This is a genomic window from Pectobacterium sp. CHL-2024 (genome assembly GCF_044751765.1).
GTDB classification, from domain to species: Bacteria; Pseudomonadota; Gammaproteobacteria; order Enterobacterales; family Enterobacteriaceae; genus Pectobacterium; species Pectobacterium brasiliense.
On sequence record NZ_JBIXKO010000028.1, the window covers coordinates 1 to 26,047 of the forward strand.

The following is a 26,047-nucleotide window of genomic DNA, read 5'->3' on the forward strand; positions in this document are numbered from 1 at the left end:
GAAACAGCAAAAGTATGACGAGAATTACGCTACAGCAGCTTGACGCTCAAGACGGTAGCTGTACGCTCGGATTGCGCGAATATGAATCTCATCCCTGAGATTCACCCTTTCAGGGCCGCCGCAAGCGACGTTCAAAAACGTTCCTGACATTTTTGTCCATGGCGCAAACGCTTTACTCTTCTATTCCATTACCACCGTTTTCATTCTGTGAATACTGTTTCAGTTGCCTGATGACTACACATCAGGCATTCACCGTACTAATTACTTGTGCTCAGCCAGATTCAGCCAGGTTTGCACCACGGTATCTGGGTTAAGCGACAGGCTATCAATGCCCTGCTCCATCAGCCAGAGCGCGAAATCTTCGTGATCTGACGGGCCCTGACCGCAAATACCGACGTATTTGCCCTGTTTCTTGGCGGCCTTGATCGCCATCGACAGCAGCGCCTTCACCGCATCGTTACGTTCATCAAACAGCGACGATACCACGCCAGAGTCGCGATCCAAGCCCAGCGCCAGCTGCGTCATGTCGTTTGAGCCGATAGAGAAGCCATCAAAGTGTTGCAGGAATTCATCGGCCAACAGCGCGTTGGACGGAATTTCGCACATCATGATGATTTTCAGGCCGTCTTCGCCACGGCGCAGACCCTGATTCGCCAGTTCAGCCACCACCGCTTCCGCTTGTGCCACGGTACGAACGAACGGGATCATGATCTCGACGTTCTTCAGCCCCATCACGTTACGCACACGTTTGACCGCTTCACATTCCAGTGCAAAACAGGCTTTGAAGTCCGGCGACACGTAGCGACCCGCACCGCGGAAACCCAGCATCGGGTTCTCTTCTTCCGGCTCATAACGCTCGCCACCGACCAGATTGGCGTACTCGTTGGATTTAAAATCGGACAGGCGGACAATAACGCGCTTCGGCGAGAATGCGGCTGCCAGCGTCGCGATTCCTTCCGTCAGACGACCGACGTAGAACTCCACCGGATCGTCGAAGCCCTGCATCAGCGTCTTGATCTCACGTTGCACCTCAGGGGCTTGCTGGTCAAATTCAAGCAACGCACGCGGGTGCACGCCAATCATGCGGTTGATGATGAATTCCAGACGCGCCAGACCGACGCCATCGTTTGGCAGGCAGGCAAAATCAAACGCGCGGTCAGGGTTGCCCACGTTCATCATGATTTTCAGCGGCAGTGCTGGCATTTCATCAATCTGTGAACTCTTCACGGAGAAGTCCAGCAGATCCTGATACACGTAGCCTGTGTCGCCTTCCGCACAGGAGACAGTCACTTTCTGCCCCTTGCGTAAACGTTCGGTCGCATCGCCGCAGCCCACGACGGCCGGAATGCCCAGTTCGCGGGCGATAATCGCCGCGTGACAGGTACGTCCGCCGCGATTGGTGACAATCGCCGCCGCTTTCTTCATGATCGGTTCCCAGTCCGGATCGGTCATGTCGGTTACCAATACGTCGCCTGCGTTGATCAGGTGCATCTCGCTGATGTCCTGAATCACTTTCACTTCGCCCGCGCCAATGCGGTGGCCGATCGCACGCCCTTCCACCAGCACCGTACCGCTGGCTGGCAGGTGGTAACGCTCCATCACCTGACCGTTAGAGCGAACCGTTTCCGGACGCGCCTGCACAATATAAAGCTTGCCGGTGTGACCATCTTTCGCCCACTCGATGTCCATCGGACGACCGTAGTGTTTCTCAATCAGCAGCGCCTGACGCGCCAGTGCCTGCACTTCGTCATCCGTCAGGCTGAAACGCGTCGTTTGTTCTGCTGGCACATCTTCAATCCGCACCTGTTTGCCATGTTCCTGGCTCGCGGCATACACCATACGGATTTTTTTCGATCCCATATTACGGCGCACAATCGCAGGTTTGTTGTTCTGCAACGTTGGCTTGTGAACATAGAACTCATCCGGGTTCACCGCACCCTGCACCACCATTTCACCCAAACCGTAAGCCGATGTAATGAACACCACCTGATCAAAACCGGATTCGGTATCAATGGTAAACATCACGCCCGCAGAGGCCAGATCGGACCGCACCATGCGCTGCACGCCCGCCGACAGCGCCACGCCACGGTGGTCATACCCCTGATGTACGCGATAGGAGATCGCACGATCGTTAAACAGCGATGCAAATACGTGCTTCACAGCCACCATCACCGCATCAATGCCCTGCACATTCAGGAAGGTTTCCTGCTGACCGGCAAAGGACGCATCCGGCATATCTTCTGCCGTAGCGGAAGAACGCACGGCAAACGAGGCGTCTTTCTCACCATCGGCCAGTTGCTGGTAGGCGTCACTGATTGCCTTCTCCAGCTCCGGCTGGAATGGCGTATCAATAATCCACTGGCGGATCTGCGTACCGGCGCTCGCCAGTTGACTCAGATCGTCAATGTCGGTGCGATCGAGCAGCTCATAAATGCGCTGGTTAATCCCGCTTTGATTAAGAAAATCATTAAACGCCTGCGCCGTTGTCGCAAAGCCGTTGGGAACGGCTACGCCCAATTCTGAAAGGTTGGTGATCATTTCACCCAGAGAGGCATTCTTGCCTCCCACCCTTTCAACGTCGTGCATACCGAGCTGGTTATACCAAAGGACATTACGCAAATCAGGGCCGTTATTGGACATCGAAAATAATCCTTTCTGCATACAATTAGGGTATGGAAGAGTTCGGTTGAGAATCGCCTCAACGCAATCAGGTTAGCATAGCGTTTTGATGAACATGGACAGGTGAATCGATCAACCTATGAAAAAAAACTGATTTCACGGCGAATGATTGCTTAACGCGGTAAAAATCCAATATCGTAGAAGATTAGTATTCTTTATCATGAAGATAATGAAATGGCGTTTTAATAAAAGTATTCTTGAAACGCAATTTTTGACGAGATTAACGTGTTCGAGTTGTCGGAAATATCAACAGGGGGTTATGTGGAAAGAAGCGTATTTTATGTCTCGGACGGTACGGCCATTACGGCAGAAGTGCTGGGCCATGCGGTGCTGTCCCAGTTCCCCGTGAACACGGTTAGCTATACCTTACCTTTCGTGGAAAGTGAAGCGCGCGCCAAAGCCGTGTGCGAGCAAATCAATACGTTGTATCAGCAAACCGGTGTGCGTCCGCTGGTGTTTTACTCCATCGTCACACCGACCGTACGTAACATTATTACCAGCAGCGAAGGGTTTTGCCAGGATATCGTACAGGCGCTGGTTGCCCCCTTGCAGGAAGAATTGAACACGCCGCCGACACCGATTGCCAACCGCACTCACGGTTTGACGGCCAATAACCTGAGCAAATACGACGCCCGTATCGCCGCCATCGACTATACGCTGGCGCACGATGACGGCATCTCGCTGCGCAATCTCGATCAGGCACAGGTTATTCTGCTGGGCGTGTCGCGCTGCGGTAAAACGCCGACCAGCCTGTATCTGGCGATGCAATTCGGCATTCGCGCCGCCAACTATCCTTTTATTGCCGATGATATGGATAACCTGCGCCTGCCCGACGCGTTGAAGCCTTTCCAGCACAAGCTATTCGGGCTCACCATTGATGCCGAACGACTGGCGGCGATTCGGGAAGAGCGCCGGGGCAACAGCCGCTATGCGTCGTTGCGCCAGTGCCGCATGGAACTTAGTGAAGTGGAAGCGCTATTTCGCAAACACCAGATTAAATATCTCAATACCACCAATTATTCCGTTGAGGAAATTTCCGCCAAAATCATCGACATTCTCGGCATGAGTCGAAGAATGTACTAGTACATGATAGATTTTTTATCCTGATGCGGTTGTAATGTGCGCCAGTTCGTTTATTGTGTGCTCCATCACTTCCCGGCATTTCGCCGCTGCGAAGCAACCTTTTAGTCGGAAACATAGCCTGAAAACGCTGCCTGAACATACTGTTATGTCCATACATTTCAGTGACGGCAGGTTTTCGGCTTGACCGTATTCAGAGATAAAACATGCTGCAAACAGATGAACTGCGGAGCGCGCGCATCGAGAGTCTGGTTACGCCTCAAACGTTACTCGCCAGACTCCCAATTACCCCTGCCGTTGCCGAAAATGTCACCTCGTCACGCAAAAAAATTGAAGCCATTCTAACCGGTCAAGATCCCCGCCTGCTCGTCGTGGTTGGCCCTTGTTCGATCCATGACACCGACAGCGCGTTAGATTATGCACGCCGTCTGGCTGCGCTACGCACGCAGTATCAGGATCGACTGGAAATCGTCATGCGCACCTATTTTGAAAAACCGCGCACGGTGGTGGGTTGGAAGGGACTCATCTCCGATCCCGCCCTCAATGGAACGTTTCAGGTGAATGAAGGGCTGGAAATTGCGCGCCGCCTGCTGCTGGACGTCAATCAGCTTGGCTTGCCGACCGCGACAGAATTCCTCGATATGGTCACCGGCCAGTATATTGCCGATTTGATTAGCTGGGGGGCGATAGGTGCGAGAACCACCGAAAGCCAGATCCACCGGGAAATGGCTTCTGCGCTGTCCTGCCCTGTCGGCTTCAAGAACGGGACGGACGGTAATACACGTATCGCCGTCGATGCCATTCGTGCCGCTCGCGCCCAGCACATGTTTCTCTCGCCGGATAAGCAGGGCTTCATGTCGGTCTACAAAACGCAGGGCAACCCGTTCGGCCACATTATTATGCGTGGCGGGAAAAAACCGAACTACCACGCGGAAGATATCGCTGCGGCCTGCGCTCACCTGCGTGAATTCTCTCTGCCCGAACATCTGGTGATCGATTTCAGTCATGCCAACTGTCAGAAACAACATCGCCGCCAGCTCGACGTAGCCGATGATATCTGCCAGCAAATTCGCACCGGTTCACGCGCCATCGCGGGCATCATGGCGGAAAGTTTCTTAATCGAAGGCAATCAGCCGGCGATCAATCCTCTGGCATTGACGTATGGGCAATCCATTACCGATCCTTGCCTGAGCTGGCAGGACACCGAAACGCTGCTGGCTCGTCTGGCGGACGCCGTCGACAGTCGTTTTTAATTCGATATACGCTGGCACACTCACCTTCTCCGGTCGTGTGCCAGCTGTTCTCCCGCCACTTATCCCACACTCTCGCAGCACGTAAATACCTCTTACGATTCCTCTTATTCCACTTATTAAGAAAACTTCACTTGAGGTTGCGTTTTTGTTACATGAAAATGATTCTCATTCATTGCTATGATTAATACGACAACGATTAAGGGAACGAACGAGATGCAGACGTCCATTTACCAACAATACCTCCAGGCGAAAGTTGAACATCCGCGTAAATACGCCCGCGATTTGGCTGCGCAACTCGGCATCAGCGAAGCGGAACTGACCCACGCTCGTGTCGGACACGATGCGCAGCGCCTGCAAGGTGATGCCAAAGTTTGGTTAAGCGCACTGGAGCAGGTTGGTAATACCAAGTCGATCACACGTAACGAATACGCCGTGCATGAGCATACCGGCTACTATCAGAACCAGACGCTTGATGGGCATGCCGGTCTTATCCTCAACCCGCGCGAGCTGGATCTGCGTTTGTTCCTTTCTCAGTGGGCTTCCGCCTTTGCGCTGCGTGAAAATACCGCACGCGGTGAGCGTCAGAGCATTCAATTTTTCGATCATCAGGGTGATGCCATTCTGAAGGTCTACACGACCGACACCACGGACATGGCCGCCTGGCAGCTATTTGTTGAGAAATTTACCAGCAGCGAAAATCCAGCCTTGGCACTTCGTCCAGCAAACAGCGCGCCAGTTGAGCAGGTCGTTGCCCATAATCCTCAGCTTGAAGCGGAATGGCGTGCGATGACGGACGTGCATGATTTCTTTATTCTGCTCAAGCGCCATAACCTGACGCGCCAGCAGGCGTTTAACTCGGTCGCTGACGATTTGGCTTACCGTGTAGACAACGATGCGCTGTCGCAGATTCTGTTTGCCGCGCGTGAAGATCAGAATGAGATCATGGTATTCGTCGGTAACCGTGGCTGTGTGCAAATCTTCACCGGTACGCTTGAGCGTGTAGAGCGTATGGAGCAACATGCAGAGTGGATTAACATCTTTAATAAAGATTTCACCCTGCATCTGATTGAAGGCGCGATCGCTGAAAGCTGGATCACGCGTAAACCAACAGCAGACGGCATTGTGACCAGCCTCGAACTCTATGCCGCAGACGGCTCTCAAATTGCACAACTCTTTGGGCAGCGTACCGAAGGCACGCCGGAACAGCAGCAGTGGCGCGACCAGATCGATGCCCTGAAACCGTACAAGGATCTCGCCGCATGAAAAACTGGCTATTCCCCCTGCTATTGACACTCCCGCTGGGGGTGTCTGCTGCCGAGCGTATCGTTTCTATCGGCGGCGACGTCACGGAAATCATCTATGCGCTGGGCGCGGAGAAAGATCTGGTTGCGCGTGATAGCACCAGTCTGCACCCGGAAGCCGTGAAGAAACTGCCTGACGTGGGCTACATGCGCCACCTCAATGCGGAAGGTATTCTGGCCATGAAACCGTCTCTGGTTCTCGCCAGCGATCTGTCCCAGCCATCGCTCATCCTGCAGCAGGTGGCGGACAGCGGCACAAAAGTGGTTCATGTAACCGCCGAGCCATCGCTGGATGCGGTGCCGAAGAAAATCGGGGCCATCGCTCAGACGCTAGGGAAAGACGCAGAAGGTAAAAAACTGACGGAAACCTATCAGCAGCAATTGGCGGCAGTCAAAACCTCACCGCTGCCGGTTAACGTGCTGTTCGTTCTCAGCCACGGCGGCATGACCGCACTGGCCGCAGGAAAAAATAGCCCGCCAGACACGATTATCCGCAGTGCCGGATTAAAAAATGCCATGCAAAACGTTGAGCGCTACCAGCCATTGTCACAGGAAGGCGTGATTGCCAGTGCGCCGGATCTGATTCTGATATCCAGTCAGGGGCTGAAAACGTTGGGTGGTGAAGCACAGGTCTGGAAATTACCCGGTTTGGCATTGACGCCTGCGGGTAAAAACAAGCGCCTGTTAGTGGTCGATGACATGGCGATGCTCGGCTTCACGCTCGAAACGCCAGCGCTGATGGCAACGCTGCGTCAGACAGCCGAAGCGATCAAATGACCTCACGCTTTCACCCGCGCACGTGGTTGATCGCTCTGCTGTTACTGATGGTGGCACTGATGGTCGGTGCCGCCAACATGGGCGCGCTGACCCTATCGCTCAAGATGTTATGGCAAACGCCGCTTGACGATCCAATCTGGCATATCTGGTTGAATATCCGCGTACCCCGTGTGCTGCTGGCGATCCTCGTCGGCGGCGCGTTGGCTTGCTCTGGCGCGATTATGCAGGGGTTATTTCGCAATCCACTCGCTGATCCCGGCCTGCTTGGGATCAGCAGCGGTGCCGCACTCTGCGTCGCACTAACCATTGTGCTGCCGCTTGGCCTTCCCCCTCTGCTGGCGCTTTACGGCCCGATGTTTGCCGCTTTCGCGGGCAGTCTGGCAATTACGGCGATTATTTTCATCCTCAGCCGCTCCGAACAGGGTGGATTAACGCGATTATTGCTGGCAGGCATCGCGCTCAATGCGCTGTGCCTTGCCCTCATCGGCGTGTTGACCTACATCAGCACCGATCAGCAACTGCGCCAGTTCTCACTGTGGGGAATGGGGAGCCTTGGACAGGCACAGTGGCCCATGCTGCTGGTTGCCAGCACGTTGGTCATCCCTGCCACGATCGCCACGTTATACTACGCGCACCGTCTGAACGTGTTGCAATTAGGGGACGAAGAGGCGCACTACCTTGGTGTTAATGTGAAACGCACCAAGTACACGCTACTGCTGCTCAGTTCGCTGTTGGTTGGCGTAGCAGTGGCGGTCAGCGGTGTGATCGGGTTCATCGGGCTTATCATTCCACACCTGATGCGCATGCATCTGGGTGCCGACCATCGCTGGCTCATTCCCGGTTCTATCCTCGGTGGTGCCTGTCTGCTGCTGTTTGCCGATACGCTGGCACGCACGCTGCTTTCTCCGGCAGAAATGCCCGTTGGGTTGTTAAGCAGCCTGATTGGCGGGCCGTATTTCTTATGGCTGATCGTTCAGCATAAAGGACGGGGCAATGACTGACTCAGCGCTCGACCGGACGTTAGTCGCACGCCATCTGCGCTTTCAGGCCAACGGCCGTTATCTGACGGACGACGTTTCTCTGGAACTTCACAGTGGGGAAATCGTCGCAATCATCGGCCCTAACGGCGCAGGGAAGTCTACCCTGCTCCGCTTACTGACCGGTTATTTAACGCCAGATGAAGGCGAGTGCTTGTTAGCCGGACAGCCTTTCTCACACTGGCAGCCCGGCGCGCTCGCCAAAACGCGTGCGGTGATGCGCCAGCATAGCGGTATGGCGTTTGCGTTTAGCGTGCGGGATGTTGTTGCGATGGGGCGTTCCCCTCACGGTCGCTACCCGAAAAATGATGATGTGATTCAGCAGGTCATGGCGCAAACGGGCTGTCTGGGACTGGCTACGCGTGACTATCGTCAGCTTTCCGGCGGGGAACAGCAGCGCGTGCAACTGGCTCGTGTGCTGGCACAGCTGTGGCATCCGGAACCGACGCCGGGTTGGTTGTTTCTCGATGAACCGACTTCAGCGCTGGATCTGTATCATCAACAGCACCTCTTACGGCTGCTCAAGCAGCTTACGCGCGAACAGCCGTTATCCGTGTGCTGCGTTCTGCACGACCTGAATCTGGCGGCACTGTATGCCGACCGCATCCTGCTGTTGCACGAAGGGAAGCTAGTTGCACAAGGCACGCCTGCACAGGTGTTACAGGCAGACACATTGACCCACTGGTACCGCGCCGATCTCAGCGTCGGTTCACACCCTGACTACACCATTCCGCAGGTTTATCTGCGGCAATAGCCAAGTCCCCTGCTCCGGCTCAGCTGGAGCAGGAAATTTCCAGATGTTTGCCCCACTCTGGCGGTAACGCCGCCAAATCGTTCTTCTCCGGCTGTTCGTCAAACGGTTGGCACAGGGCCTGATGCAGACGCGCCAGCACGCTGATGTCGTCGTTTTCCGCCCGTTCAATCGCCATTTGCGCCAGATAATTACGCAGAATATATTTCGGGTTCGTCGCATTCATCAGCCGACGACGTTCCTCATCGCCCTGTTCTTCCTGCATCAGCCTCTGGCGGTAGGTCGCAAACCAGCTATCAAACGCAGTCCTGTCGATGAACTCATCACGGAGCGGCGAATGCGATGCCTGCTTTTCGCTGTCTGCCAGCAGGCGGAACGTGCGGGTGTAATCGCTGCCTTCCTGCTGCATCAGGCGCAACAGCCCGACCAGCACGTCATTATCCTCCGCGCTCGCGGTAAACAAGCCCAGCTTGGCGCGCATCAACGTGCCATAGTGCTGCATCAGCGCCGGTTCATAGCGGGCAAGCGCGCGCTCCAGTGTGTCAGTGTCCATCAGCCCCGACAGCGCCTGCGCCAGACGATGTAGATTCCACAGTCCCACGGCGGGCTGATTGTCAAACGCGTAGCGCCCGCGATGGTCGGAGTGATTGCAAATGAAACCGGGCTGATACGCATCTAAAAAGCCATAAGGGCCGTAGTCGATGGTCAGTCCCAGAATCGACATGTTGTCCGTATTCATTACGCCGTGCGCAAACCCGACGGCCTGCCAATGTGTAATCAGTCGAGCGGTGCGTTCTACTACATCGCCGAACCACAGTTCATAGCGACGCTCGTCGTTCTCCCACTGCGGCCAATGGCGAGCGATCACATACTCCGCCAGCTGACGTACTTTTTCCGGCTCACGGCGATAGTAGAAGTGCTCAAAATGACCAAAACGCACATGGCTTTCCGCCACGCGCAGCAGCATTGCGCCCTTTTCTTCCTGCTCACGCTGCACCGGATGTGTGCTGGTGACAATCGTCAGCGCCCGCGTGGTGGGAATCCCCAAATAGTGCATGGCTTCCGAGGCCAGAAATTCGCGTATCGCCGAACGCAGCACGGCGCGACCGTCACCCATGCGCGAATACGGCGTCAGCCCCGCACCTTTGAGATGCCAGTCCATACTGCGGCCATCCGGCAGCTGTTGTTCTCCCAGCAGGATGCCGCGCCCGTCCCCCAGTTGACCAGCCCACATGCCAAACTGATGGCCGCTATAAACCTGCGCCAGCGGCTCCATTCCCGGCAGCAAACGTTCGCCGCTCCAGACGGCATCCTGTTCCGGCGTAAACCAGTCGGAAGACAGCCCAAGCTCCGCGGCCAATCCCTCGCTGTGATAAAGCAGGCGAGCGCCATGCAGCGGCGTAGGCTGTAGCGCGGTGTAGAACCCCGGCAACTGGTGAAAATAGTGATTATTGAATAACGGTGTTTGCTGCATCCTGTCTCCCTAATACCACTCTGTTCAAGTGAAGAGAGCCACGCGCTCATCACACAACGACTCATGGGTAAGCAGAAAGTGTAGAGGGATGACCATCGAATTAACACGGAGGAAACGAAGGGGTATTATTTCCCTTACGTTTCCTTGTCATCGATGCGTTGAGAAAAACAGGGCGTCTAACGCAGACTCTGCGCCAGCCAATCGGCCAGTTCCTGCAATTCGTTTTGCTGTTCGGGGAAAGCGCTAATCAGTGCCTGGCACGCTGCCGCCAAAGCTTCCGGGCGATATGCCGTTCCCTGCAAGGCGGAGGCAAGTGCTTCTAACGGTGCGGGGTTCAGGCTATCGGTATAAATCTGCGCGCGGACGATCACGCCACGCTCCACATCGAAATGTAATTCAACCCCGCCCCAGGTAAAGCGGTTATCAAGTAAATGCGAGAAATCCGGAGCCTGACCGAAGTTCCATTCCCAACTACTTTGACGTGCAAACTGTTCGCTGAATCCCGGTAGGTCTGGGTAGGCGGAAGGCGAGATAATTTCCGGTTCGCACTGTTCGCCAAAATAATCAAAGAAGGCCTGCGTCACCGCCTGACTAATGACCTGATGATCGACAGAAGGTAGCAATTCCACCAGATTGGCGACACGGGAACGCACGGACGTAATCCCTTTTGCCTGGAGCTTCTTAACATCTGGGTTCAAATAGTCCGCTAAGCGGCTGAGATCGGCATTCAGCAGTAGCGTACCGTGATGAAAGCCGCGATCTTTGGTTTCGCGATAGGCAGAACCGGACACCTTGCGCACGCCGTCCGTGGTTTCGACCACCAGATCGTTACGCCCCGACGCGCTAGCCTTTAACCCCAGCGAACTAAGCGCATCCAGAACAATCTGCGTTGAAACGCTTTTATCGTATTCCGGCTTGCCCGCCATAAAGGTAAAGCAGGTATTGCCGAGATCGTGAAAGACCGCCCCGCCGCCGCTGCTGCGCCGTGCCAGCTTGATGCCATCCTCTTCCATCCGCCGCGTATTGCACTCTTTCCACGGGTTCTGGGCACGGCCAATAACTACGGTTTCCGCATTGCGCCACAAAAATAGCACCCGCTGCGTGGTGGGCATCTGGCGGAAGATGCACTCCTCAACGGCCAGATTAAACCAGGGATCGTAAGAGTCAGAGATGAGTAAACGCAGAGAGGACATGAGCAGCTCCGTGCTGTAAGCATAATAAAAGAGGGGAAATTAGATGCGGCGGGCCTGCCAGTACGCCCGTTTCCAGTACACGTTATCCAGCGACGAGCGGATTACGCCCTGACTGGTGGAGGCATGAATAAACTGGTCGTCTTTATCATAAATTCCGACGTGCAGCCCACTGCTGCCGCTGCCGGTTTTGAAAAAGACCAAATCACCCGGTAACAGGTTTTCACGGTCAACGCGTTCACCCAGTTCGGTTTGTGCTTCCGTGGTGCGCGGCAACTGCATACCAAACCTATCGCGGAACGTCAGGTAGACGAAACCGGAACAATCGACACCGTTACGATCCAGTCCGCCGTAGCGATAAGGCGTTCTGTACCATTGCCCCAGTTGATCGTTTAGCTGCACCATCACCATAATTGAATCGCTCAGACGCGCATTCGGCGGCGGATTATTATGCCGACTACTGCTACAGCCGACCAAAATCAGGCTGGCGAGGATCAAACTATATCGTAGGATCGCTCTATATTGTAACGTCAACCCCTGTCGTAAACGTATCATGCGCGATTACCATAAAACCGCCGAGGCCATAGTCCTCTAGCGTTTGAAAATGCTAGGTATTGGATTAATTTAGCGTTTAATCGGGGTAGCTGGCAAGTAAAGGCGATTTTTCCTATTTTCTGACGACGCCATTTTCTCACAGCGCTAGGCACTGCGCGTGATGATCCAGTTTCTGCCATCAACCACGTGCCGCTGAAACTCGACACCAAATACAGGAGACAGCACCTCCGGCAGCATGACCTCCGCCGTCTCGCCCTGCGCCACCAACATCCCCGCCGACAGCAGCCACACGCGATCCGCATGATGGGCACTGTGGTTCAGATCGTGTGCGCAAACCACGACGGCGATACCCAAACGACAGAGTTCACTCAGTAACGCATCCAGTGCCACCTGCTGAGCCACATCGAGGCTATTGGTCGGTTCGTCCAGCAGCAGCAAACGCGCGTGCGGATTGAGGGTCGGCCAAATCTGCAACAGCGCCGCCACCAGCCGAACGCGCTGCCACTCGCCTCCCGACAGCTGAGTGAGCGGGCGCGCCAGCTTATCGGTTAACATCAGGCGTTCCGCCAGAAAATGCACCACCTTTTCGACCGCGTCTTCCTGAGCCAGCGGCGGTTGATGCCGTTGCCAATACTGGAATACCGGCATCAACGCGAGAGGCGGTTGCTGCTGTGCCAGATAGGCGCGGCGCACAGCCAGATCCGCTGCCGTGTACTGCGACAACGGCGTGCCAGCCAGATAGACCTCGCCTTCTCCCGCCAGCAAACCCGCGGCTCTTGCCAGCAACGTGCTCTTTCCGGCCCCGTTCGGACCGATGATATGCAGCAGCTCACCGCGACGGCACTCCGCACTCATCGGCGACAAACGCGGCGAGGCACCTGCCTGCCGCAGCTGTAATACTGGGGAAGTCTGCTGCGTCACTTATTTTGCCAGCGCCTCTTCGATCGCTTTCACGATGGTGTCATGGTCAGGTGCCATATCCGGCGCAAAACGATCAATCACGCGTCCTTCGCGATCCACCAGGAATTTTTCGAAATTCCACAGAATATCTTCCGAGTTTTTAGGCTTACGGCCTTTATTGACCAACCGCGCAAAAAAATCACTTTTCCAGGTCCCGTTGGCTTCCGGCTGCTCGCGAATCAACCGTTGGTACAGCGGGTGACGGTTCTCGCCATTGACTTCAATCTTGCTGAACATCGGGAACTGCACGCCAAACGTCCCACGGCAGAATTCCTGAATTTCTGCTTCCGAGCCCGGCTCCTGTCCTGCAAATTCATTGGAGGGGAATCCCAGCACGACCAGACCTTTGTCGCGATAAGTTTCGTAGAGCTTTTCCAACGCATCGTATTGTTTAGTCAGGCCGCATTGAGAGGCGACGTTAACGACTAAAGCCACCTGCCCTTTAAACGCCTCAAACGTTGTCGCTTTCCCATCAATGGTGGTCAGCGGAATAGCATAGATTTCAGTGCTCATCGTTTTGCTCCCTTCAGTGATAAAACAAGAATTGATAAACAAAAGTGGATAGAACAAGACATATCGCTACAGTCGATTACGTAACAGTAGCCAGATAAACCATGGCGATCCCAGCGTAGCGGTAACCACGCCTATCGGCAACTCGGCTGAACTCAGCGCAACACGCGCGACCGTATCCGCCAGCAGCAGAACACCGCCGCCAGCTAGCGCACATCCGGTCAATAAATAGCGCTGATCGGTCAGCCCGCACAGCCGCAACATGTGTGGGATCACCAAACCAATAAACGCGATGATGCCGGCCAGCGCTACGCTCAACCCGACCTGTACGCCCATCACCAGCACGAGAATCGTACGCCAGCGATAGACCGGAATGCCCAATTGACGCGCCTGAATCTCACCGAGCGTCAACCCGTTCAGTACCGCGCCCTGACGACTCAGCCACAGCAGTAGCGGCAAGAGCGTCAGCATCAACCAGCCGTGCCGCCAGTCAATGCCGCTGAAACCGCCCATCATCCAGTACATCAGTTGGCGTAAATCGAGGCTGGTACTGAAATAGACGGCCCAGGTCATCACCGCGCTACAGATAATCCCGAGCGCAATGCCGATGAGTAATAAGCGGGTATTGGAAATATGACGACGGGCAAAATGGAGTAACAGAAAGGTAATCAGCAGCGCGCCAGCAATGGCGCTCAGACTTAACATCCAGACGGGCAGCAATCCCTGCCCCAGCAGTACCGTCAGCACTAAGGCCACGCCTGCGCCGTTGGCGACGCCCAGCAGCCCCGGTTCTGCCAGCGGATTATCAAAGACGGCCTGCATCACGGTGCCCGACATCGCCAAACTCGCCCCCACCAGCATTACGGCCAGCGTTCTGGGCAAACGCAGTTGCCAGACAAAAAGCTGCTGAGCGTCATCCAGCCAGGCCGTCGGCCAAATCCAGCGCTCCCCCGCACACAGGCTGACGACCAGCGTGAATACGAGAAACGCCAACAGCAGTATCAGACTCCGGCGATCGCGTCTGCACTGCTGTTGTTTTAGCTGGCTGTAATGGGGTAACTGCGTCGCATGCTTTAGCGGGATATCACCCGGCGATAATGGCTGCATTGTTCACCGTAACAAGGAGTCCAGCGCAATAAAAAGCGCAGTTAAGGTAACGTATTGTCACGTATGTTAAACGATTTCGCCTGCCTTACACGCTTTTTCCTTGTTACCGCGACGCAATCAAAATGAATACGGCCATTACTTGGTACTGCATACCGCAATATAGTTAAGCTGGTTTCGATTGCGGCGGAAAGTATGAAACATGTTGAAGAACATGCTGCGATTTTCTTTTTTCAGCGCATTTTTTACGATGCGTGCCGCCCCCGCGACGCCTTCGTCATAAATCAGCCCCTGTGGCGTCAGCAGCGTCATTGCGCCGTTATCGTAGCTGACCTTGCTAAAACCACATTCCTGAAACAGCGTCACCCAGCGCTCACGCAGCATCGGCTGAGCATGCACGTTGATCGCTTTGTGCATCTGTTCCACCGCCTGCAAGGCCCCGGTATCCTTCTCGGAAAGCAGCATGATGTCATGGGTAATCAGGCGGCCGCCCGGTTTCAACACGCGATAATATTCGGCAATAATGCGGCTCTTGGCCTTGTCGGCATACATCGTCAGCATGGCCTCATTAATCACCACGTCAAAGTGATTATCGGGAAACGGCAGCTCCAGTGCATTCGCCTGCATAATCGTGACCTGCGATGCAAGGCCGTTTGCTGCAACATTCTCCTGCGCCTTCTGTAGCGCCACTTTATCCATATCCGCGCCAATGACCTGACAGCCAAAACGACGCGCAATCTCCATCGCCGTAGTCCCCATATTGCAGGCGACTTCCAATACGACGCTGTCCTGCCGGAACCCAGCCTGACTGAGCAACCATTCAGTTGCCTTTCTGCCGCCGGGACGCAGACGTTTTTTCCCCAATCGGGCTAAAAATTTATGTCCTGCTTCATGATCGCTCATACTGTCACTCCTTAATTCGGTGTTATCGCGGTAGCCGTGTAGCGCTTAATGGAATAGCGATTAGTCGGTTTTCAGCGTCTTCAACATGGTCAGCAACATGCGTGACGACTGCTGAGCATCCACGGCATGCGGGATATTGGCGGGCATACGCACCAACGTGCCGGGCTGCGCGACGACGGGGTCGCCACCGATCGTCAGCAATAATTCACCTTCAAGTACCATAACCAGTGCATCATAAGGGGCACTGTGTTCACTCAGTCCCTGCCCTTGGTCGAAGGCAAACAGCGTGACATTGCCGCCGTCGGTACGGGCCAACACGCGACTGGCGATACCGTGCTCGGTTGGGGTAATCAATTCATGGAGAACCATTGCCTGTGCCGCCGGAAGGGTATTTTTTTTCATGGAAACTCTCCGTTATTCTCGATTCAGCGCGCCGTGATTTTGCTTGCTGAATTCATGCAAGTGATTATTATTTTCATTTACTAGCTTGATGGTAATACCAGCCTCTGGGAGGGCAAATGACATTTGTCAAAAAAGCGCTATCACCCGATGAATACGGTGAGGTGCTGTTTCAGCATGACTGGATGCACGGTGAACCCAGCGACGTGGTGTGTGAACTATTGGCAAAAAGCGAGCGTCTGTTTTTCCGGCAGGATGACGTTCTGTTTCGCGAAGGCGACAAAATGCAGCACTGTTTGCTGGTTGAAGCAGGAAAATTGCAGGCTTTTCGCCATACCTATGGCGGAGATGAAAAGATTTTCGGGCAGTTTGAGCGTGGAGAATTTGTCGCCATCGCCGCGGTGTTTATGGATCACGGCCGCTTCCCGATGAATATCCGTGCACAAAGCGATGGCCACACGCTGATGATCCCACGGCAGGATATTCATCAGTTTTGTTTGCAGCGCCCGGAGCTGGCACTGCGTTTGCTGAATTATCTGGGCAAAAAACTCTACTCGACGATCAACCAAATCGACTGGCTGACGTCCAGCTCCGCACCGCAGCGTCTGGCAGATTACCTGCTGCGCCAGCACCACATTCAGCAAACTCAGCAATTGACATTACCGGTGAGTCGAGGCCAACTCGCGACGTCATTAGGGATGCGCGGTGAAACATTGAGTCGACTGATGTCCGACTGGAAACGGCAAGGCTACATTACCTATCGGGGTCATCAAGTGGAATTGTGCGATCTGAATTATCTGAAAGCACTGGCTGCCGAAGCCAGACGGACATTCTGATCGTTCTAAGCCTTTGTCGGTTCAGGCATGACGGGTGGATAGAACAATTTTGGATATACTTTTTGACAATTGTCATTCCCCCATCATCACATTATCAACTACGCTTAGCTTACATTGATGAGAATCACTCTCATTAACATAATTATCTCATGCCTATCGTGATGAGATACCGTGAGGGTAACGCTATGCTGGGCTTTTTCCGACGAACATTATCTTTTCATGGAACACGGTCTCTTCATGGAGCTTCGTCACACCATGACAGCCAACAGCCGCCACATCCGCAGGCGGACTCGCCGACAGAAACCGCTGCGCATGCTCGCTGTAGCGAGAGTGAATATTGTTTCTTTAATCACGCCGCGATGTTGCCGTTCGATCAGCTTGATGAATGTTGCTGCGGCAACGACCGGAAAGAGAAAACGCCGTCCTCATACGATTCATGACGTTTTCTCTTTTTGCGGGCGTTTAATACTTTTTGCGGACGCTTAAAACTTGATGCTTTGACCGCGCGTCAGCCAGGCAGCGACAAACTCTGGCACTACGGTGCTGGCGGGGCCGTAAATTTTTTCATCAAACTGGCTTTCTACCTGGCTGGGCTCCAGATTCAGCTCCAGCGTGTAGGCACCGTGCGAATGGGCCTCATGCACAAAACCGGCAGCCGGATAAACATGGCCCGACGTGCCAATCGCAATAAAGTAATCCGCCTGCGACAGCGCATGGTAAATCTTGTCCATGTGCAGCGGCATTTCGCCAAACCACACCACATGTGGGCGTAACGGCGCGGGAAATTGGCAGCAGTGGCAGCGTTCGCCAGCGGCGAGATCGTCTGTCCATTCAACGATCTGTCCACTTTGGCTACAGCGTACTTTCAGTAACTCGCCGTGCATATGAATGACGCGCTTGCTGCCAGCACGTTCATGCAGGTTATCGATGTTTTGCGTAATCAGCAGGAAGTTATCTTCCAGCATCGCTTCCAGATTCGCTAATGCCAGATGCGCGGCATTCGGTACAATTTCCGGCTGCTGTAGCTGACGGCGACGGGCGTTATAAAATTCCTGCACCAGCTCAGGATTACGCTGAAAACCTTCAGGCGTCGCGACATCCTCGACGCGGTGCTCTTCCCACAGGCCATCGGCTGCACGAAAGGTACGAATGCCCGATTCCGCTGAAATACCTGCGCCCGTCAGTACTACCACGCGCGGTTTTTTCACTTCGCTTGCTGCCAGATAATCACGATGGAAAATACGCGCACGAAGACGCTGCTGCCGCATACGCTTTCCCTTATGAAACCGCCCTAATCGTTGACGCGTATACATACCTTCTCCAGCTAGTTATCCATTAAGTGTAGCAACGCCGCACCACGTACGCCGCCCGCATCGCCATGACGCGCTTTCTCTATACGTGGCAGTTTCGCAATCGGTAAAAGTCGTGGAGGAAGGCGCGTCGGCAGAATTTGATAAATTTCATCAAAATTCGACAGGCCGCCGCCCAACACCAGCAGGTGCGGATCGAACAGGGTCAGCAGATTGCCCAGACAGGCCGCCAGCAAATCCATAAAGCGATCGACAAACTCCAGCGCTTTTTCTTCTCCGCCGCGATAGTGCCGGATGATAGTCACAGCAGGCAGTGCTTCACCATACAGATGCTCGTACAGCCATTCAAAACCGCGACCAGAAATATAGTTCTCGATGCAGCCTGATTGACCGCAGCCGCACTTCACGCGTGGAATATCCACGCCGATGATATCCAGCGCGTCGGACGGCAGGCGAAGATGGCCGAACTCGCCTGCGATGCCGTTGCGCCCGTCGACCGGACGTCCGTTAATCACCAAACCACCGCCCAGTCCCGTGCCTAAAATCATACCCAGCACGACAGGATAGGAACGAAACTCCGCGTCCCAGGCTTCCGACAGCACAAAGCAGTTAGCATCGTTACTGATGCGAATCTCTCGCTGCAAACGCTGCGACAAATCCGTACGCAGCGGTTTTCTCATCGTCGCAGGCAGGTTAGCGGTGAAGAGCGCACCATCGTTCCCCGTCTCCATGCCCGGTACGCCGAGACCCACTTTTCCCTGCATGCCAACCTGCGCATCGGCTTCATGCACCAGATCGACCAGCGTCGTGAGCAGGTCATCATAATTACTGCGCGGCGTCGGCACCCGCTTTTGCCACACCTTGTTCAACTCTGCGTCGAACACGCCCAGCTCAATTTTCGTGCCGCCCATGTCAAAACCGTAGTACATGACTGCTCCTTAGGGTGTGATCGCTTTCCCACACGATAGGGATTATCCCCGTCATCTCTCAAGCCGCATGTGCGTTGGCTTGGCTTACTGTCCGCTCAACACGCGGGCAGGATCAATCCGGCTGGCGCGTCGCGCCGGATACCAGCTGGCAATCAGGCTCAGCACCAGTGATGTTCCTAGTACGATCAAGACATCCGTTACATGCAGTTCAGATGGCAGGAAATCGATGAAATAGATGTCGCCGGACAGCAGTTTATGGCCGATGAGGGATTCAATGCCGTGAATAATCGGCGTCAATTGCAAGGTCGCGATCACGCCAATCACAACGCCTATCACGCTACCCAGCAGCCCAGCCAATAGCCCGTACCAAATAAAGATAGCCCGAATCAGCCCGTCTGGGGCTCCCAGCGTACGCAAGACCGCGATGTCGCTACTTTTGTCTTTCACCGCCATCACCAGCGTTGAAACAATATTAAAACAGGCCACGCCAATCACCAGGATCATCGCCAGATACATGATGGTTCTCACCATCTGGATGTCCCGGTACATATAACCATAGGTGCCAATCCAACTGCGAATAGTGACATAAGCCTTCGTGACTTCGCCCGCATCGCGCACCAGTTTATTGGCGGAGAACACATCGTTAGCCTTGATGGCGATCCCCGTTACGCTCTGCCCCATGTCCAGATATTGCTGGGCATCCGCCAACGGAATCAGCGCTAAGCCATGATCGAGCTGGCCGCTCAGTTGTAAAATACCGCTGACGTGCAGCCGGATACGTTTCGGCTGCATCAGCCTCATTTCCGGGTCGCTGTTCGGGATCATCACCGTGACCCAGTCGCCTTCCACCACATTCAGCGCCTTTGCCACACCCTGCCCAATAATGACCTGCTGTTCACCCGCGCGGAACCGCTGCCAGGCATCATTCAGCACATAGTTAGGCAGTGCGCTAAGACGTTTCTCCTGCTGCGGATCGACGCCTTTTACCTGAACCGCCTGAAGCTTGGCGCCGTTCTCCAGCAGCCCGGTGAAATTGATATAAGGCGCCGCGGCCGCCACGCCAGGCACCTGTTCGATTTTCGGAAGAATGTCCTGCCAGCCGTCGAAAGGCTGATTGACCGGTGCGATCTCGCCGTGCGGAACCACGGCCAAAATGCGGTTGTTCAGCTCGCGCTCAAAGCCATTCATCGCGCTCAGGCCGAGAATCAACACCGCTACGCCGAGGGCAATTCCGAGCGTCGAAATGACCGAAATCAGCGAAACCATGCCGCCACGCCGACGGCCGCGGCTAAAGCGCAGGCCAATCAGCAACGAGAGCGGAGGAAATCTCATTGCCGCGCTCCCATCAGGGTCAGTTCCTTCTGCAATTGACCGTCACGCATTTCCAGTTGACGGTTCAGTCGGCTAGCCAGTTGCAGGTCATGCGTCACCACCAGAAAGGCGGTGCCCTGCCGGACGTTCAGCTCTCCCAGCAGTTCAAAAATGGTGTCTGTCGTACGCTGATCGAGGTTACCGGTTGGCTCATCCGCCAGCACCAGCGACGGACTGTTAACCAGCGCTCTGGCAATGGCGACACGCTGCCGTTCACCACCGGACAGCTCCGATGAACGGTGGTGGCTGCGTGCTTCCAGCCCAACAGCTGCCAGCATTTCGCGAGCTTTATCCTGTGCCTGTGACGTCGGTACTTTGCCAATCAGCAACGGCATTGCGACGTTTTCCAACGCGGTAAAATCCGGCAGCAGATGGTGGAACTGATAAATAAAGCCCAGCTCGCGATTGCGTAAATCCGATTTTGCCGCCGCTGAGAGCGTATTCAGCGGCTGGCCTTTAAAGATAACCTCGCCTGACGTCGGCGTATCTAACCCGCCCAGCACATGCAGCAACGTACTTTTGCCCGAACCAGAGCTTCCGACGATGGCCATCATCTCGCCGCTGTTCATTTCAAATGAGACATCGCGTAACACGTCGGTAGACAGCTTGCCGTCCTGATAGCGCTTCGACAGGTTAGTACACTGCAATAACGGTAAATCACTCATAACGTAAAGCCTCAGCGGGTTGAACGGCGGCAGCGCGCCATGACGGGTAAAGTGTTGATAAGAGGGCAATGACCATCGCAGAAATGGCGATTGTCACGACCTGCATGGGATCAATATCTACAGGCAACGCAGCACCATCCAGCAATACGCCCAGTATCGGCATCAGCGTATTCAGTTGGCTGGCCAATAGTGTCCCCAGCACTGCCCCTAACAGCGCGCCAATAACGCCAGCGCTCCCCCCTTGCACCATAAACACCGCCATAATCTGACGTTGAGTCAGCCCCTGCGTTTGCAGAATGGCGACTTCTCCCTGTTTTTCCATCACCAGTAAACCCAGCGAGGTAATAATATTGAACGCGGCCACCGCGACGATCAGGCTGAGTAACAGCCCCATCATATTTTTTTCCATGCGTACGGCCTGAAACAGCTCACCTTTACGTTCACGCCAGTCTTTCCAGACCGTGCCTTCCGGCAGCGTTTGCGTGCTCAGCGTATCGACCGACAGCGGCTTTTCCAGCCACAAACGCCAGCCGGTAATGTGGTTCGCCGGGTAGCGCATCAAGCGAGAGGCATCCTGCTGGTTCACTAACAACTGGTAGCTATCGACTTCGCTGTTCGCGGCAAAGGTGCCGGCAACGGTAAAGATACGCTGGCTGGGGATACGCCCCATCGGCGTCAGCTGGCTGGCGCTCGTGACCATCATACGAATTTGATCGCCGGCTTTAACGCCCAGCTGTGCGGCCAGTGTCTCGCCCAAGATGGCCTGATACTGACCGGATTGCAGCTGCTGCTGTTTGACGTTAACCAAATAGCGTGACAGCGGCTCCTGTTCGTCAGGATCAATACCTAACATCACGCCCACGGCGACGCTGCGGGCGCTTTGCAGCACCACATCGCCCGTCGTCAGCGGCGCAACACGCGTTACGCCTTCCAGCGAGTTTAAGGAGGAAGCGGGAATCAACGCCGGGTTCAGCGAACCTTGCGGCGTAGAGATGATCGCCTGGGGCATCACGCCCAAAATATTGCCTTCCAGTTCGCGCTCGAAGCCATTCATCACGGAAAGCACGGTGACCAGCGCCATCACGCCCAGCGTGATGCCAATGGCGGATAACCAGGAGACAAACCGGCCGAAGCGGTCTGATGCACGCCCGCGCATGTAACGCAGGCCAATAAATAAAGCGACAGGTTGATACATGAAATCCGTCTGGATAAGGTTGCCAAAGCAAAGTGATCAAGGATAATAAAGGGTAGTACTGCTTTATGGAACCCTAACACCCTCACTCTACGGCTTTTTCTTATTACTGGCCGGATGCAGGGAGGCGAGACCCGATAATCAGATGATGCCTGAAAATTACCGTTATTCGCTGCCGCCCAAAGCGGGTGAGCAGCGCCTGCTGGGCCAGTTAACCGGTGCTGCCTGCGCCGTTGAATGTGCAGAAATCATTGAACGCCACGCCGGGCTGGTGGTGCTTATCGCGCCGGATATGCAAAACGCTCTGCGATTGCGTGATGAGATTCAGCAATTTACCGACCAGCACGTCACCACCCTGCCTGACTGGGAAACGCTGCCCTACGATAGTTTTTCTCCGCATCAGGAAATTATTTCGACCCGCCTTTCCACGCTCTATCAATTGCCTAATATGACGCGCGGCGTCCTGATTCTGCCGGTCAACACGCTGATGCAGCGCGTTTGTCCGCACAGTTTCCTGCACGGCCATGCGCTGGTGTTGAAAAAAGGCCAGCGCCTCTCGCGTGATAAGCTGCGTTCGCAGTTGGAGCAGGCGGGCTACCGCAGCGTCGATCAGGTCATGGAACATGGTGAATATGCCACGCGCGGCGCGCTGCTGGATCTGTTCCCGATGGGGAGCGAAGAGCCCTACCGTATCGATTTCTTTGACGACGAGATCGACAGCCTGCGTCTGTTCGATGTGGATACGCAGCGCACGCTGAATGAAGTGCCGCACATTAATCTGCTGCCCGCCCACGAGTTCCCGACCGATAAAACCGCCATCGAACTTTTCCGCAGCCAGTGGCGCGAGCAGTTCGAGGTACGACGCGATGCCGAGCACATTTATCAACAGGTCAGCAAAGGTGTCTGGCCTGCCGGGATCGAATACTGGCAGCCGTTATTCTTCAGCGAACCACTGCCGTCGCTGTTCAGCTATTTCCCGACCAACACGCTGATCGTCAACACCGGTAATATCGAACAGAGCGCCGAGCGTTTCTGGCAGGATATTCAGCAGCGTTTTGAAAGCCGTCGTGTCGATCCGATGCGTCCGCTGCTGCCGTCGGATTCACTCTGGCTGCGCGTAGACGGGCTGTTCACAGAGCTAAAAGCGTGGCCGCGCGTGCAGTTGAGAACCGATACGCTGCCGGAAAAAGCCGCCAACGTGAATCTGGCCTATCTGCCGCTGCCGGAGTTAGCAATTCAGCATCAGCAGAAATCCCCGATGGATGCGCTGCGTCGTTTTATCGAACAGTTTGAAGGCCAGATCATTTTCTCCGTCGAGAGCGAAGGCCGACGCGAAACGCTGCAAGAACTGCTGGCGCGTATCAAACTGAACCCAACGCTCATCAGCACGCTGGAGCAGGCTCAGGATCGTGGCACTTATCTGATCATCGGTGCCAGCGAACACGGTTTTATCGACACGCTGCGTCAGCGCGCGTTGATCTGCGAAAGCGATTTGCTGGGTGAACGCGTCAGTCGCCGCCGTCAGGATAATCGCCGCACGATTAATACCGATACGCTGATCCGTAATCTGGCAGAACTGCGGCCGGGGCAACCCGTCGTTCATCTCGAACACGGCGTGGGCCGCTATGCCGGACTGACTACGCTAGAAGCCGGTGGCATCAAGGCCGAATACCTGATTTTGACTTATGCAGGCGAAGACAAGCTGTACGTTCCCGTTTCCTCGCTGCATTTGATCAGCCGCTATGCGGGCGGTGCCGATGAGAATGCGCCGCTGCATAAACTGGGTGGTGATGCCTGGTCACGCGCGCGACAAAAAGCGGCAGAAAGAGTGCGCGATGTCGCCGCCGAGCTGCTGGATATTTATGCCCAGCGTGCGGCGAAAAGCGGTTTTGCGTTTAAGCATGACAAAACGCAGTACCAGCTTTTCTGCGAAAGTTTCCCCTTCGAAACGACGCCCGATCAGGCGCAGGCCATCAACGCCGTGCTGAGCGACATGTGCCGACCGCTGGCGATGGATCGTCTGGTGTGTGGCGATGTCGGCTTTGGGAAAACCGAAGTGGCGATGCGCGCCGCGTTTTTGGCGGTTGAAAACCATAAGCAGGTTGCCGTTCTGGTGCCAACAACGCTGTTGGCACAGCAGCATTTTGACAACTTCCGCGATCGCTTTGCTAACTGGCCGGTGAAGATCGAAATGATCTCCCGCTTCCGCAGCGCGCGTGAGCAAACTCAGGTGCTGGAGGAAACGCAGGAAGGCAAAGTCGATATTCTGATCGGCACCCATAAGCTGTTGCAGAGCGACGTACGCTGGCGCGACTTAGGGCTGCTCATTGTGGACGAAGAACACCGCTTCGGTGTGCGTCACAAAGAGCGCATCAAAGCGATGCGGGCGGATGTCGATATCCTGACGCTGACCGCTACGCCGATTCCACGTACGCTCAACATGGCGATGAGTGGGATGCGCGATCTGTCGATCATCGCCACCCCACCTGCTCGCCGTCTGGCGGTAAAAACGTTCGTGCGCGAATATGACAATCTGGTGGTGCGCGAAGCGATTCTGCGTGAAATTCTGCGCGGCGGACAGGTGTATTACCTCTATAACGACGTCGAAAATATCGAGAAAGCCACCCAGCGACTGGCAGAGCTGGTGCCGGAAGCGCGCATCGCGATCGGCCACGGCCAGATGCGCGAACGCGAACTGGAACGGGTCATGAACGACTTCCATCACCAGCGTTTTAACGTGCTGGTGTGTACCACGATCATCGAAACGGGGATCGATATTCCAAGCGCCAATACCATCATCATTGAGCGTGCCGATCATTTCGGTCTGGCACAGCTGCACCAGTTACGGGGTCGCGTGGGGCGTTCCCACCATCAGGCTTACGCTTACCTGCTGACGCCGAATCCTAAAGCGATGAGCACCGATGCGCAGAAGCGTCTGGAAGCTATCGCCTCATTGGAAGACCTCGGTGCCGGTTTTGCGTTGGCAACGCACGATCTGGAAATCCGTGGCGCAGGTGAACTGCTCGGGGACGATCAGAGTGGGCAGATGACCAGCGTCGGTTTCTCGCTGTATATGGAACTGTTGGAAAGCGCCGTCGATGCCTTGAAAGCAGGCCGGGAGCCATCGTTGGAGGATCTGATCAACAGTCAGACCGACGTCGAACTGCGTTTGCCCGCCCTGCTGCCCGATGATTTCATTCCCGACGTCAATACGCGCCTGTCGCTATACAAACGTATCGCCAGCGCGAAAACCACCGCCGAGCTGGATGAGCTGAAGGTCGAACTGATCGATCGCTTCGGTCTCCTTCCTGATGCAAGCCGTTATCTGTTGCAGATTGCTGCCCTGCGTCAGCAAGCTCAGGCGCTGGGTATTCGCCGTATAGAAGGGAATGAGAAAGGTGGTTTTATCGAATTCAGCGAGCAAAACCGTGTCGATCCGTCCCACCTTATCGGCCTGCTACAGCGCGATCCGGGCACCTACCGTCTTGATGGCCCAACCCGCCTGAAATTCATGAAGGATTTGAGCGACCGTCCGCAGCGCATCGAGTTTATCGGTTCACTGCTGGGGAACATGGCGCAACATACGCTGGCGGCGTAACTCGTTTTCAACACAGTAAACGGGAACCTTCGGGTTCCCGTGAGGTTGCTAACAAAATCCGTAGAGCGGGAATAACGGATAGATCGTAAAGACGCTGCAAGTACGTCCATTTGTATCTTGAACTAGGTAGTGGGTGATGGTTAGCTACCATCACCTGAAACAGGGTGAATCTG

22 protein-coding genes are annotated in these 26,047 nt (G+C 55.0%); 8 read left to right on the forward strand and 14 right to left on the reverse strand.

The window, feature by feature from the left end:
• Window positions 1–261: 261 nt before the first annotated feature.
• Window positions 262–2,640, reverse strand: a complete 2,379-nt coding sequence (ppsA, locus tag ACIPUG_RS20790) for a phosphoenolpyruvate synthase (protein WP_039276498.1) — start codon at window positions 2,638–2,640, stop codon at window positions 262–264.
• Window positions 2,641–2,940: 300 nt separating this feature from the next.
• Between ppsA and ACIPUG_RS20795 the strand changes: the two genes are divergently transcribed.
• From ACIPUG_RS20795 to ACIPUG_RS20820, 6 genes are all read left to right on the forward strand, one after another.
• Window positions 2,941–3,762 (forward strand): pyruvate, water dikinase regulatory protein, encoded by an 822-nt coding sequence (locus ACIPUG_RS20795; RefSeq protein ID WP_010276338.1) that lies wholly within the window; start codon window positions 2,941–2,943, stop codon window positions 3,760–3,762.
• A gap of 203 nt (window positions 3,763–3,965) precedes the next feature.
• Window positions 3,966–5,012 (forward strand): 3-deoxy-7-phosphoheptulonate synthase, encoded by a 1,047-nt coding sequence (locus tag ACIPUG_RS20800; RefSeq protein ID WP_400340037.1) that lies wholly within the window; start codon window positions 3,966–3,968, stop codon window positions 5,010–5,012.
• A gap of 213 nt (window positions 5,013–5,225) precedes the next feature.
• The gene (locus tag ACIPUG_RS20805; protein WP_039515901.1) at window positions 5,226–6,275 is read left to right on the forward strand and encodes a hemin-degrading factor; all 1,050 of its coding nucleotides are present in this window, start codon (window positions 5,226–5,228) and stop codon (window positions 6,273–6,275) included.
• Window positions 6,272–7,090: a hemin ABC transporter substrate-binding protein gene (locus ACIPUG_RS20810; RefSeq protein ID WP_010276318.1), complete on the forward strand. Its 819-nt coding sequence runs from the start codon at window positions 6,272–6,274 to the stop codon at window positions 7,088–7,090. Before ACIPUG_RS20805 ends, ACIPUG_RS20810 begins: the two co-directional genes overlap by 4 nt.
• Window positions 7,087–8,091: an iron ABC transporter permease gene (locus ACIPUG_RS20815; RefSeq protein WP_010297764.1), complete on the forward strand. Its 1,005-nt coding sequence runs from the start codon at window positions 7,087–7,089 to the stop codon at window positions 8,089–8,091. The genes ACIPUG_RS20810 and ACIPUG_RS20815 overlap by 4 nt, the downstream gene beginning before the upstream one ends.
• Entirely contained in the window at window positions 8,084–8,881 is a 798-nt protein-coding gene (locus ACIPUG_RS20820) for a heme ABC transporter ATP-binding protein (protein ID WP_039511790.1), read from the forward strand. Before ACIPUG_RS20815 ends, ACIPUG_RS20820 begins: the two co-directional genes overlap by 8 nt.
• Before the next feature lie 19 nt (window positions 8,882–8,900).
• Here the strand turns inward: ACIPUG_RS20820 and ACIPUG_RS20825 are convergent, their stop codons facing one another.
• From ACIPUG_RS20825 to ACIPUG_RS20860, 8 genes are all read right to left on the reverse strand, one after another.
• Window positions 8,901–10,352: a YdiU family protein gene (locus ACIPUG_RS20825; RefSeq protein ID WP_400340040.1), complete on the reverse strand. Its 1,452-nt coding sequence runs from the start codon at window positions 10,350–10,352 to the stop codon at window positions 8,901–8,903.
• Between the two features lie 176 nt (window positions 10,353–10,528).
• The gene (locus ACIPUG_RS20830) at window positions 10,529–11,545 is read right to left on the reverse strand and encodes a lipoate--protein ligase A (protein WP_039467923.1); all 1,017 of its coding nucleotides are present in this window, start codon (window positions 11,543–11,545) and stop codon (window positions 10,529–10,531) included.
• Window positions 11,546–11,584: 39 nt separating this feature from the next.
• Window positions 11,585–12,097: a C40 family peptidase gene (locus ACIPUG_RS20835; RefSeq protein WP_043901879.1), complete on the reverse strand. Its 513-nt coding sequence runs from the start codon at window positions 12,095–12,097 to the stop codon at window positions 11,585–11,587.
• A gap of 144 nt (window positions 12,098–12,241) precedes the next feature.
• Window positions 12,242–13,018: a vitamin B12 ABC transporter ATP-binding protein BtuD gene (gene btuD / locus ACIPUG_RS20840; protein ID WP_205594141.1), complete on the reverse strand. Its 777-nt coding sequence runs from the start codon at window positions 13,016–13,018 to the stop codon at window positions 12,242–12,244.
• Entirely contained in the window at window positions 13,019–13,570 is a 552-nt protein-coding gene (locus ACIPUG_RS20845) for a glutathione peroxidase (protein ID WP_400340044.1), read from the reverse strand.
• Window positions 13,571–13,636: 66 nt separating this feature from the next.
• The gene (gene btuC / locus ACIPUG_RS20850; RefSeq protein WP_039504837.1) at window positions 13,637–14,674 is read right to left on the reverse strand and encodes a vitamin B12 ABC transporter permease BtuC; all 1,038 of its coding nucleotides are present in this window, start codon (window positions 14,672–14,674) and stop codon (window positions 13,637–13,639) included.
• Window positions 14,675–14,809: 135 nt separating this feature from the next.
• The gene (locus ACIPUG_RS20855; RefSeq protein ID WP_010276290.1) at window positions 14,810–15,574 is read right to left on the reverse strand and encodes a class I SAM-dependent methyltransferase; all 765 of its coding nucleotides are present in this window, start codon (window positions 15,572–15,574) and stop codon (window positions 14,810–14,812) included.
• Window positions 15,575–15,634: 60 nt separating this feature from the next.
• Complete coding sequence (locus tag ACIPUG_RS20860) at window positions 15,635–15,976, reverse strand: cupin domain-containing protein (RefSeq protein ID WP_400340047.1); 342 nt, start codon at window positions 15,974–15,976, stop codon at window positions 15,635–15,637.
• Window positions 15,977–16,092: 116 nt separating this feature from the next.
• On the opposite strand from ACIPUG_RS20860, the gene ACIPUG_RS20865 reads away from it, so the two are divergent.
• The gene (locus ACIPUG_RS20865) at window positions 16,093–16,809 is read left to right on the forward strand and encodes a Crp/Fnr family transcriptional regulator (protein ID WP_400340050.1); all 717 of its coding nucleotides are present in this window, start codon (window positions 16,093–16,095) and stop codon (window positions 16,807–16,809) included.
• A 482-nt stretch (window positions 16,810–17,291) separates the two neighbouring features.
• On the opposite strand, the gene cobB is transcribed toward ACIPUG_RS20865, so the two are convergent.
• From cobB to lolC, 5 genes are all read right to left on the reverse strand, one after another.
• Window positions 17,292–18,122 carry a Sir2 family NAD+-dependent deacetylase gene (gene cobB, locus ACIPUG_RS20870; protein WP_039498996.1) on the reverse strand — a complete coding sequence of 277 codons (831 nt, stop codon included), beginning with the start codon at window positions 18,120–18,122 and terminating at the stop codon, window positions 17,292–17,294.
• Window positions 18,123–18,133: 11 nt separating this feature from the next.
• On the reverse strand, window positions 18,134–19,048 hold the full coding sequence (nagK, locus tag ACIPUG_RS20875) for an N-acetylglucosamine kinase (protein ID WP_039285987.1): 915 nt from the start codon (window positions 19,046–19,048) through the stop codon (window positions 18,134–18,136).
• Window positions 19,049–19,132: 84 nt separating this feature from the next.
• Window positions 19,133–20,380 (reverse strand): lipoprotein-releasing ABC transporter permease subunit LolE, encoded by a 1,248-nt coding sequence (lolE, locus tag ACIPUG_RS20880; RefSeq protein WP_248721800.1) that lies wholly within the window; start codon window positions 20,378–20,380, stop codon window positions 19,133–19,135.
• Window positions 20,377–21,084, reverse strand: a complete 708-nt coding sequence (gene lolD / locus ACIPUG_RS20885; protein WP_014915821.1) for a lipoprotein-releasing ABC transporter ATP-binding protein LolD — start codon at window positions 21,082–21,084, stop codon at window positions 20,377–20,379. Before lolD ends, lolE begins: the two co-directional genes overlap by 4 nt.
• Window positions 21,077–22,279: a lipoprotein-releasing ABC transporter permease subunit LolC gene (lolC, locus tag ACIPUG_RS20890; protein WP_039498998.1), complete on the reverse strand. Its 1,203-nt coding sequence runs from the start codon at window positions 22,277–22,279 to the stop codon at window positions 21,077–21,079. The genes lolD and lolC overlap by 8 nt, the downstream gene beginning before the upstream one ends.
• 142 nt (window positions 22,280–22,421) lie before the next feature.
• Between lolC and mfd the strand changes: the two genes are divergently transcribed.
• Window positions 22,422–25,874, forward strand: coding sequence for a transcription-repair coupling factor (gene mfd, locus ACIPUG_RS20895; RefSeq protein ID WP_320700088.1), 3,453 nt, complete (start codon window positions 22,422–22,424; stop codon window positions 25,872–25,874).
• The last annotated feature ends 173 nt before the right edge of the window (window positions 25,875–26,047 follow it).

Excerpts from the sequence above, each read along its gene's own strand:
- ppsA (WP_039276498.1), bottom strand. The coding sequence starts at position 2,640 with ATGTCCAATAACGGCCCTGATTTGCGTAATGTCCTTTGGTATAACCAG.
- ACIPUG_RS20800 (WP_400340037.1), top strand. The coding sequence starts at position 3,966 with ATGCTGCAAACAGATGAACTGCGGAGCGCGCGCATCGAGAGTCTGGTT.
- ACIPUG_RS20805 (WP_039515901.1), top strand. The coding sequence starts at position 5,226 with ATGCAGACGTCCATTTACCAACAATACCTCCAGGCGAAAGTTGAACAT.
- ACIPUG_RS20810 (WP_010276318.1), top strand. The coding sequence starts at position 6,272 with ATGAAAAACTGGCTATTCCCCCTGCTATTGACACTCCCGCTGGGGGTG.
- ACIPUG_RS20815 (WP_010297764.1), top strand. The coding sequence starts at position 7,087 with ATGACCTCACGCTTTCACCCGCGCACGTGGTTGATCGCTCTGCTGTTA.
- ACIPUG_RS20820 (WP_039511790.1), top strand. The coding sequence starts at position 8,084 with ATGACTGACTCAGCGCTCGACCGGACGTTAGTCGCACGCCATCTGCGC.
- ACIPUG_RS20825 (WP_400340040.1), bottom strand. The coding sequence starts at position 10,352 with ATGCAGCAAACACCGTTATTCAATAATCACTATTTTCACCAGTTGCCG.
- ACIPUG_RS20830 (WP_039467923.1), bottom strand. The coding sequence starts at position 11,545 with ATGTCCTCTCTGCGTTTACTCATCTCTGACTCTTACGATCCCTGGTTT.
- ACIPUG_RS20835 (WP_043901879.1), bottom strand. The coding sequence starts at position 12,097 with ATGATACGTTTACGACAGGGGTTGACGTTACAATATAGAGCGATCCTA.
- ACIPUG_RS20845 (WP_400340044.1), bottom strand. The coding sequence starts at position 13,570 with ATGAGCACTGAAATCTATGCTATTCCGCTGACCACCATTGATGGGAAA.
- btuC (WP_039504837.1), bottom strand. The coding sequence starts at position 14,674 with ATGCAGCCATTATCGCCGGGTGATATCCCGCTAAAGCATGCGACGCAG.
- ACIPUG_RS20855 (WP_010276290.1), bottom strand. The coding sequence starts at position 15,574 with ATGAGCGATCATGAAGCAGGACATAAATTTTTAGCCCGATTGGGGAAA.
- ACIPUG_RS20860 (WP_400340047.1), bottom strand. The coding sequence starts at position 15,976 with ATGAAAAAAAATACCCTTCCGGCGGCACAGGCAATGGTTCTCCATGAA.
- ACIPUG_RS20865 (WP_400340050.1), top strand. The coding sequence starts at position 16,093 with ATGACATTTGTCAAAAAAGCGCTATCACCCGATGAATACGGTGAGGTG.
- cobB (WP_039498996.1), bottom strand. The coding sequence starts at position 18,122 with ATGTATACGCGTCAACGATTAGGGCGGTTTCATAAGGGAAAGCGTATG.
- nagK (WP_039285987.1), bottom strand. The coding sequence starts at position 19,048 with ATGTACTACGGTTTTGACATGGGCGGCACGAAAATTGAGCTGGGCGTG.
- lolE (WP_248721800.1), bottom strand. The coding sequence starts at position 20,380 with ATGAGATTTCCTCCGCTCTCGTTGCTGATTGGCCTGCGCTTTAGCCGC.
- lolD (WP_014915821.1), bottom strand. The coding sequence starts at position 21,084 with ATGAGTGATTTACCGTTATTGCAGTGTACTAACCTGTCGAAGCGCTAT.
- lolC (WP_039498998.1), bottom strand. The coding sequence starts at position 22,279 with ATGTATCAACCTGTCGCTTTATTTATTGGCCTGCGTTACATGCGCGGG.
- mfd (WP_320700088.1), top strand. The coding sequence starts at position 22,422 with ATGATGCCTGAAAATTACCGTTATTCGCTGCCGCCCAAAGCGGGTGAG.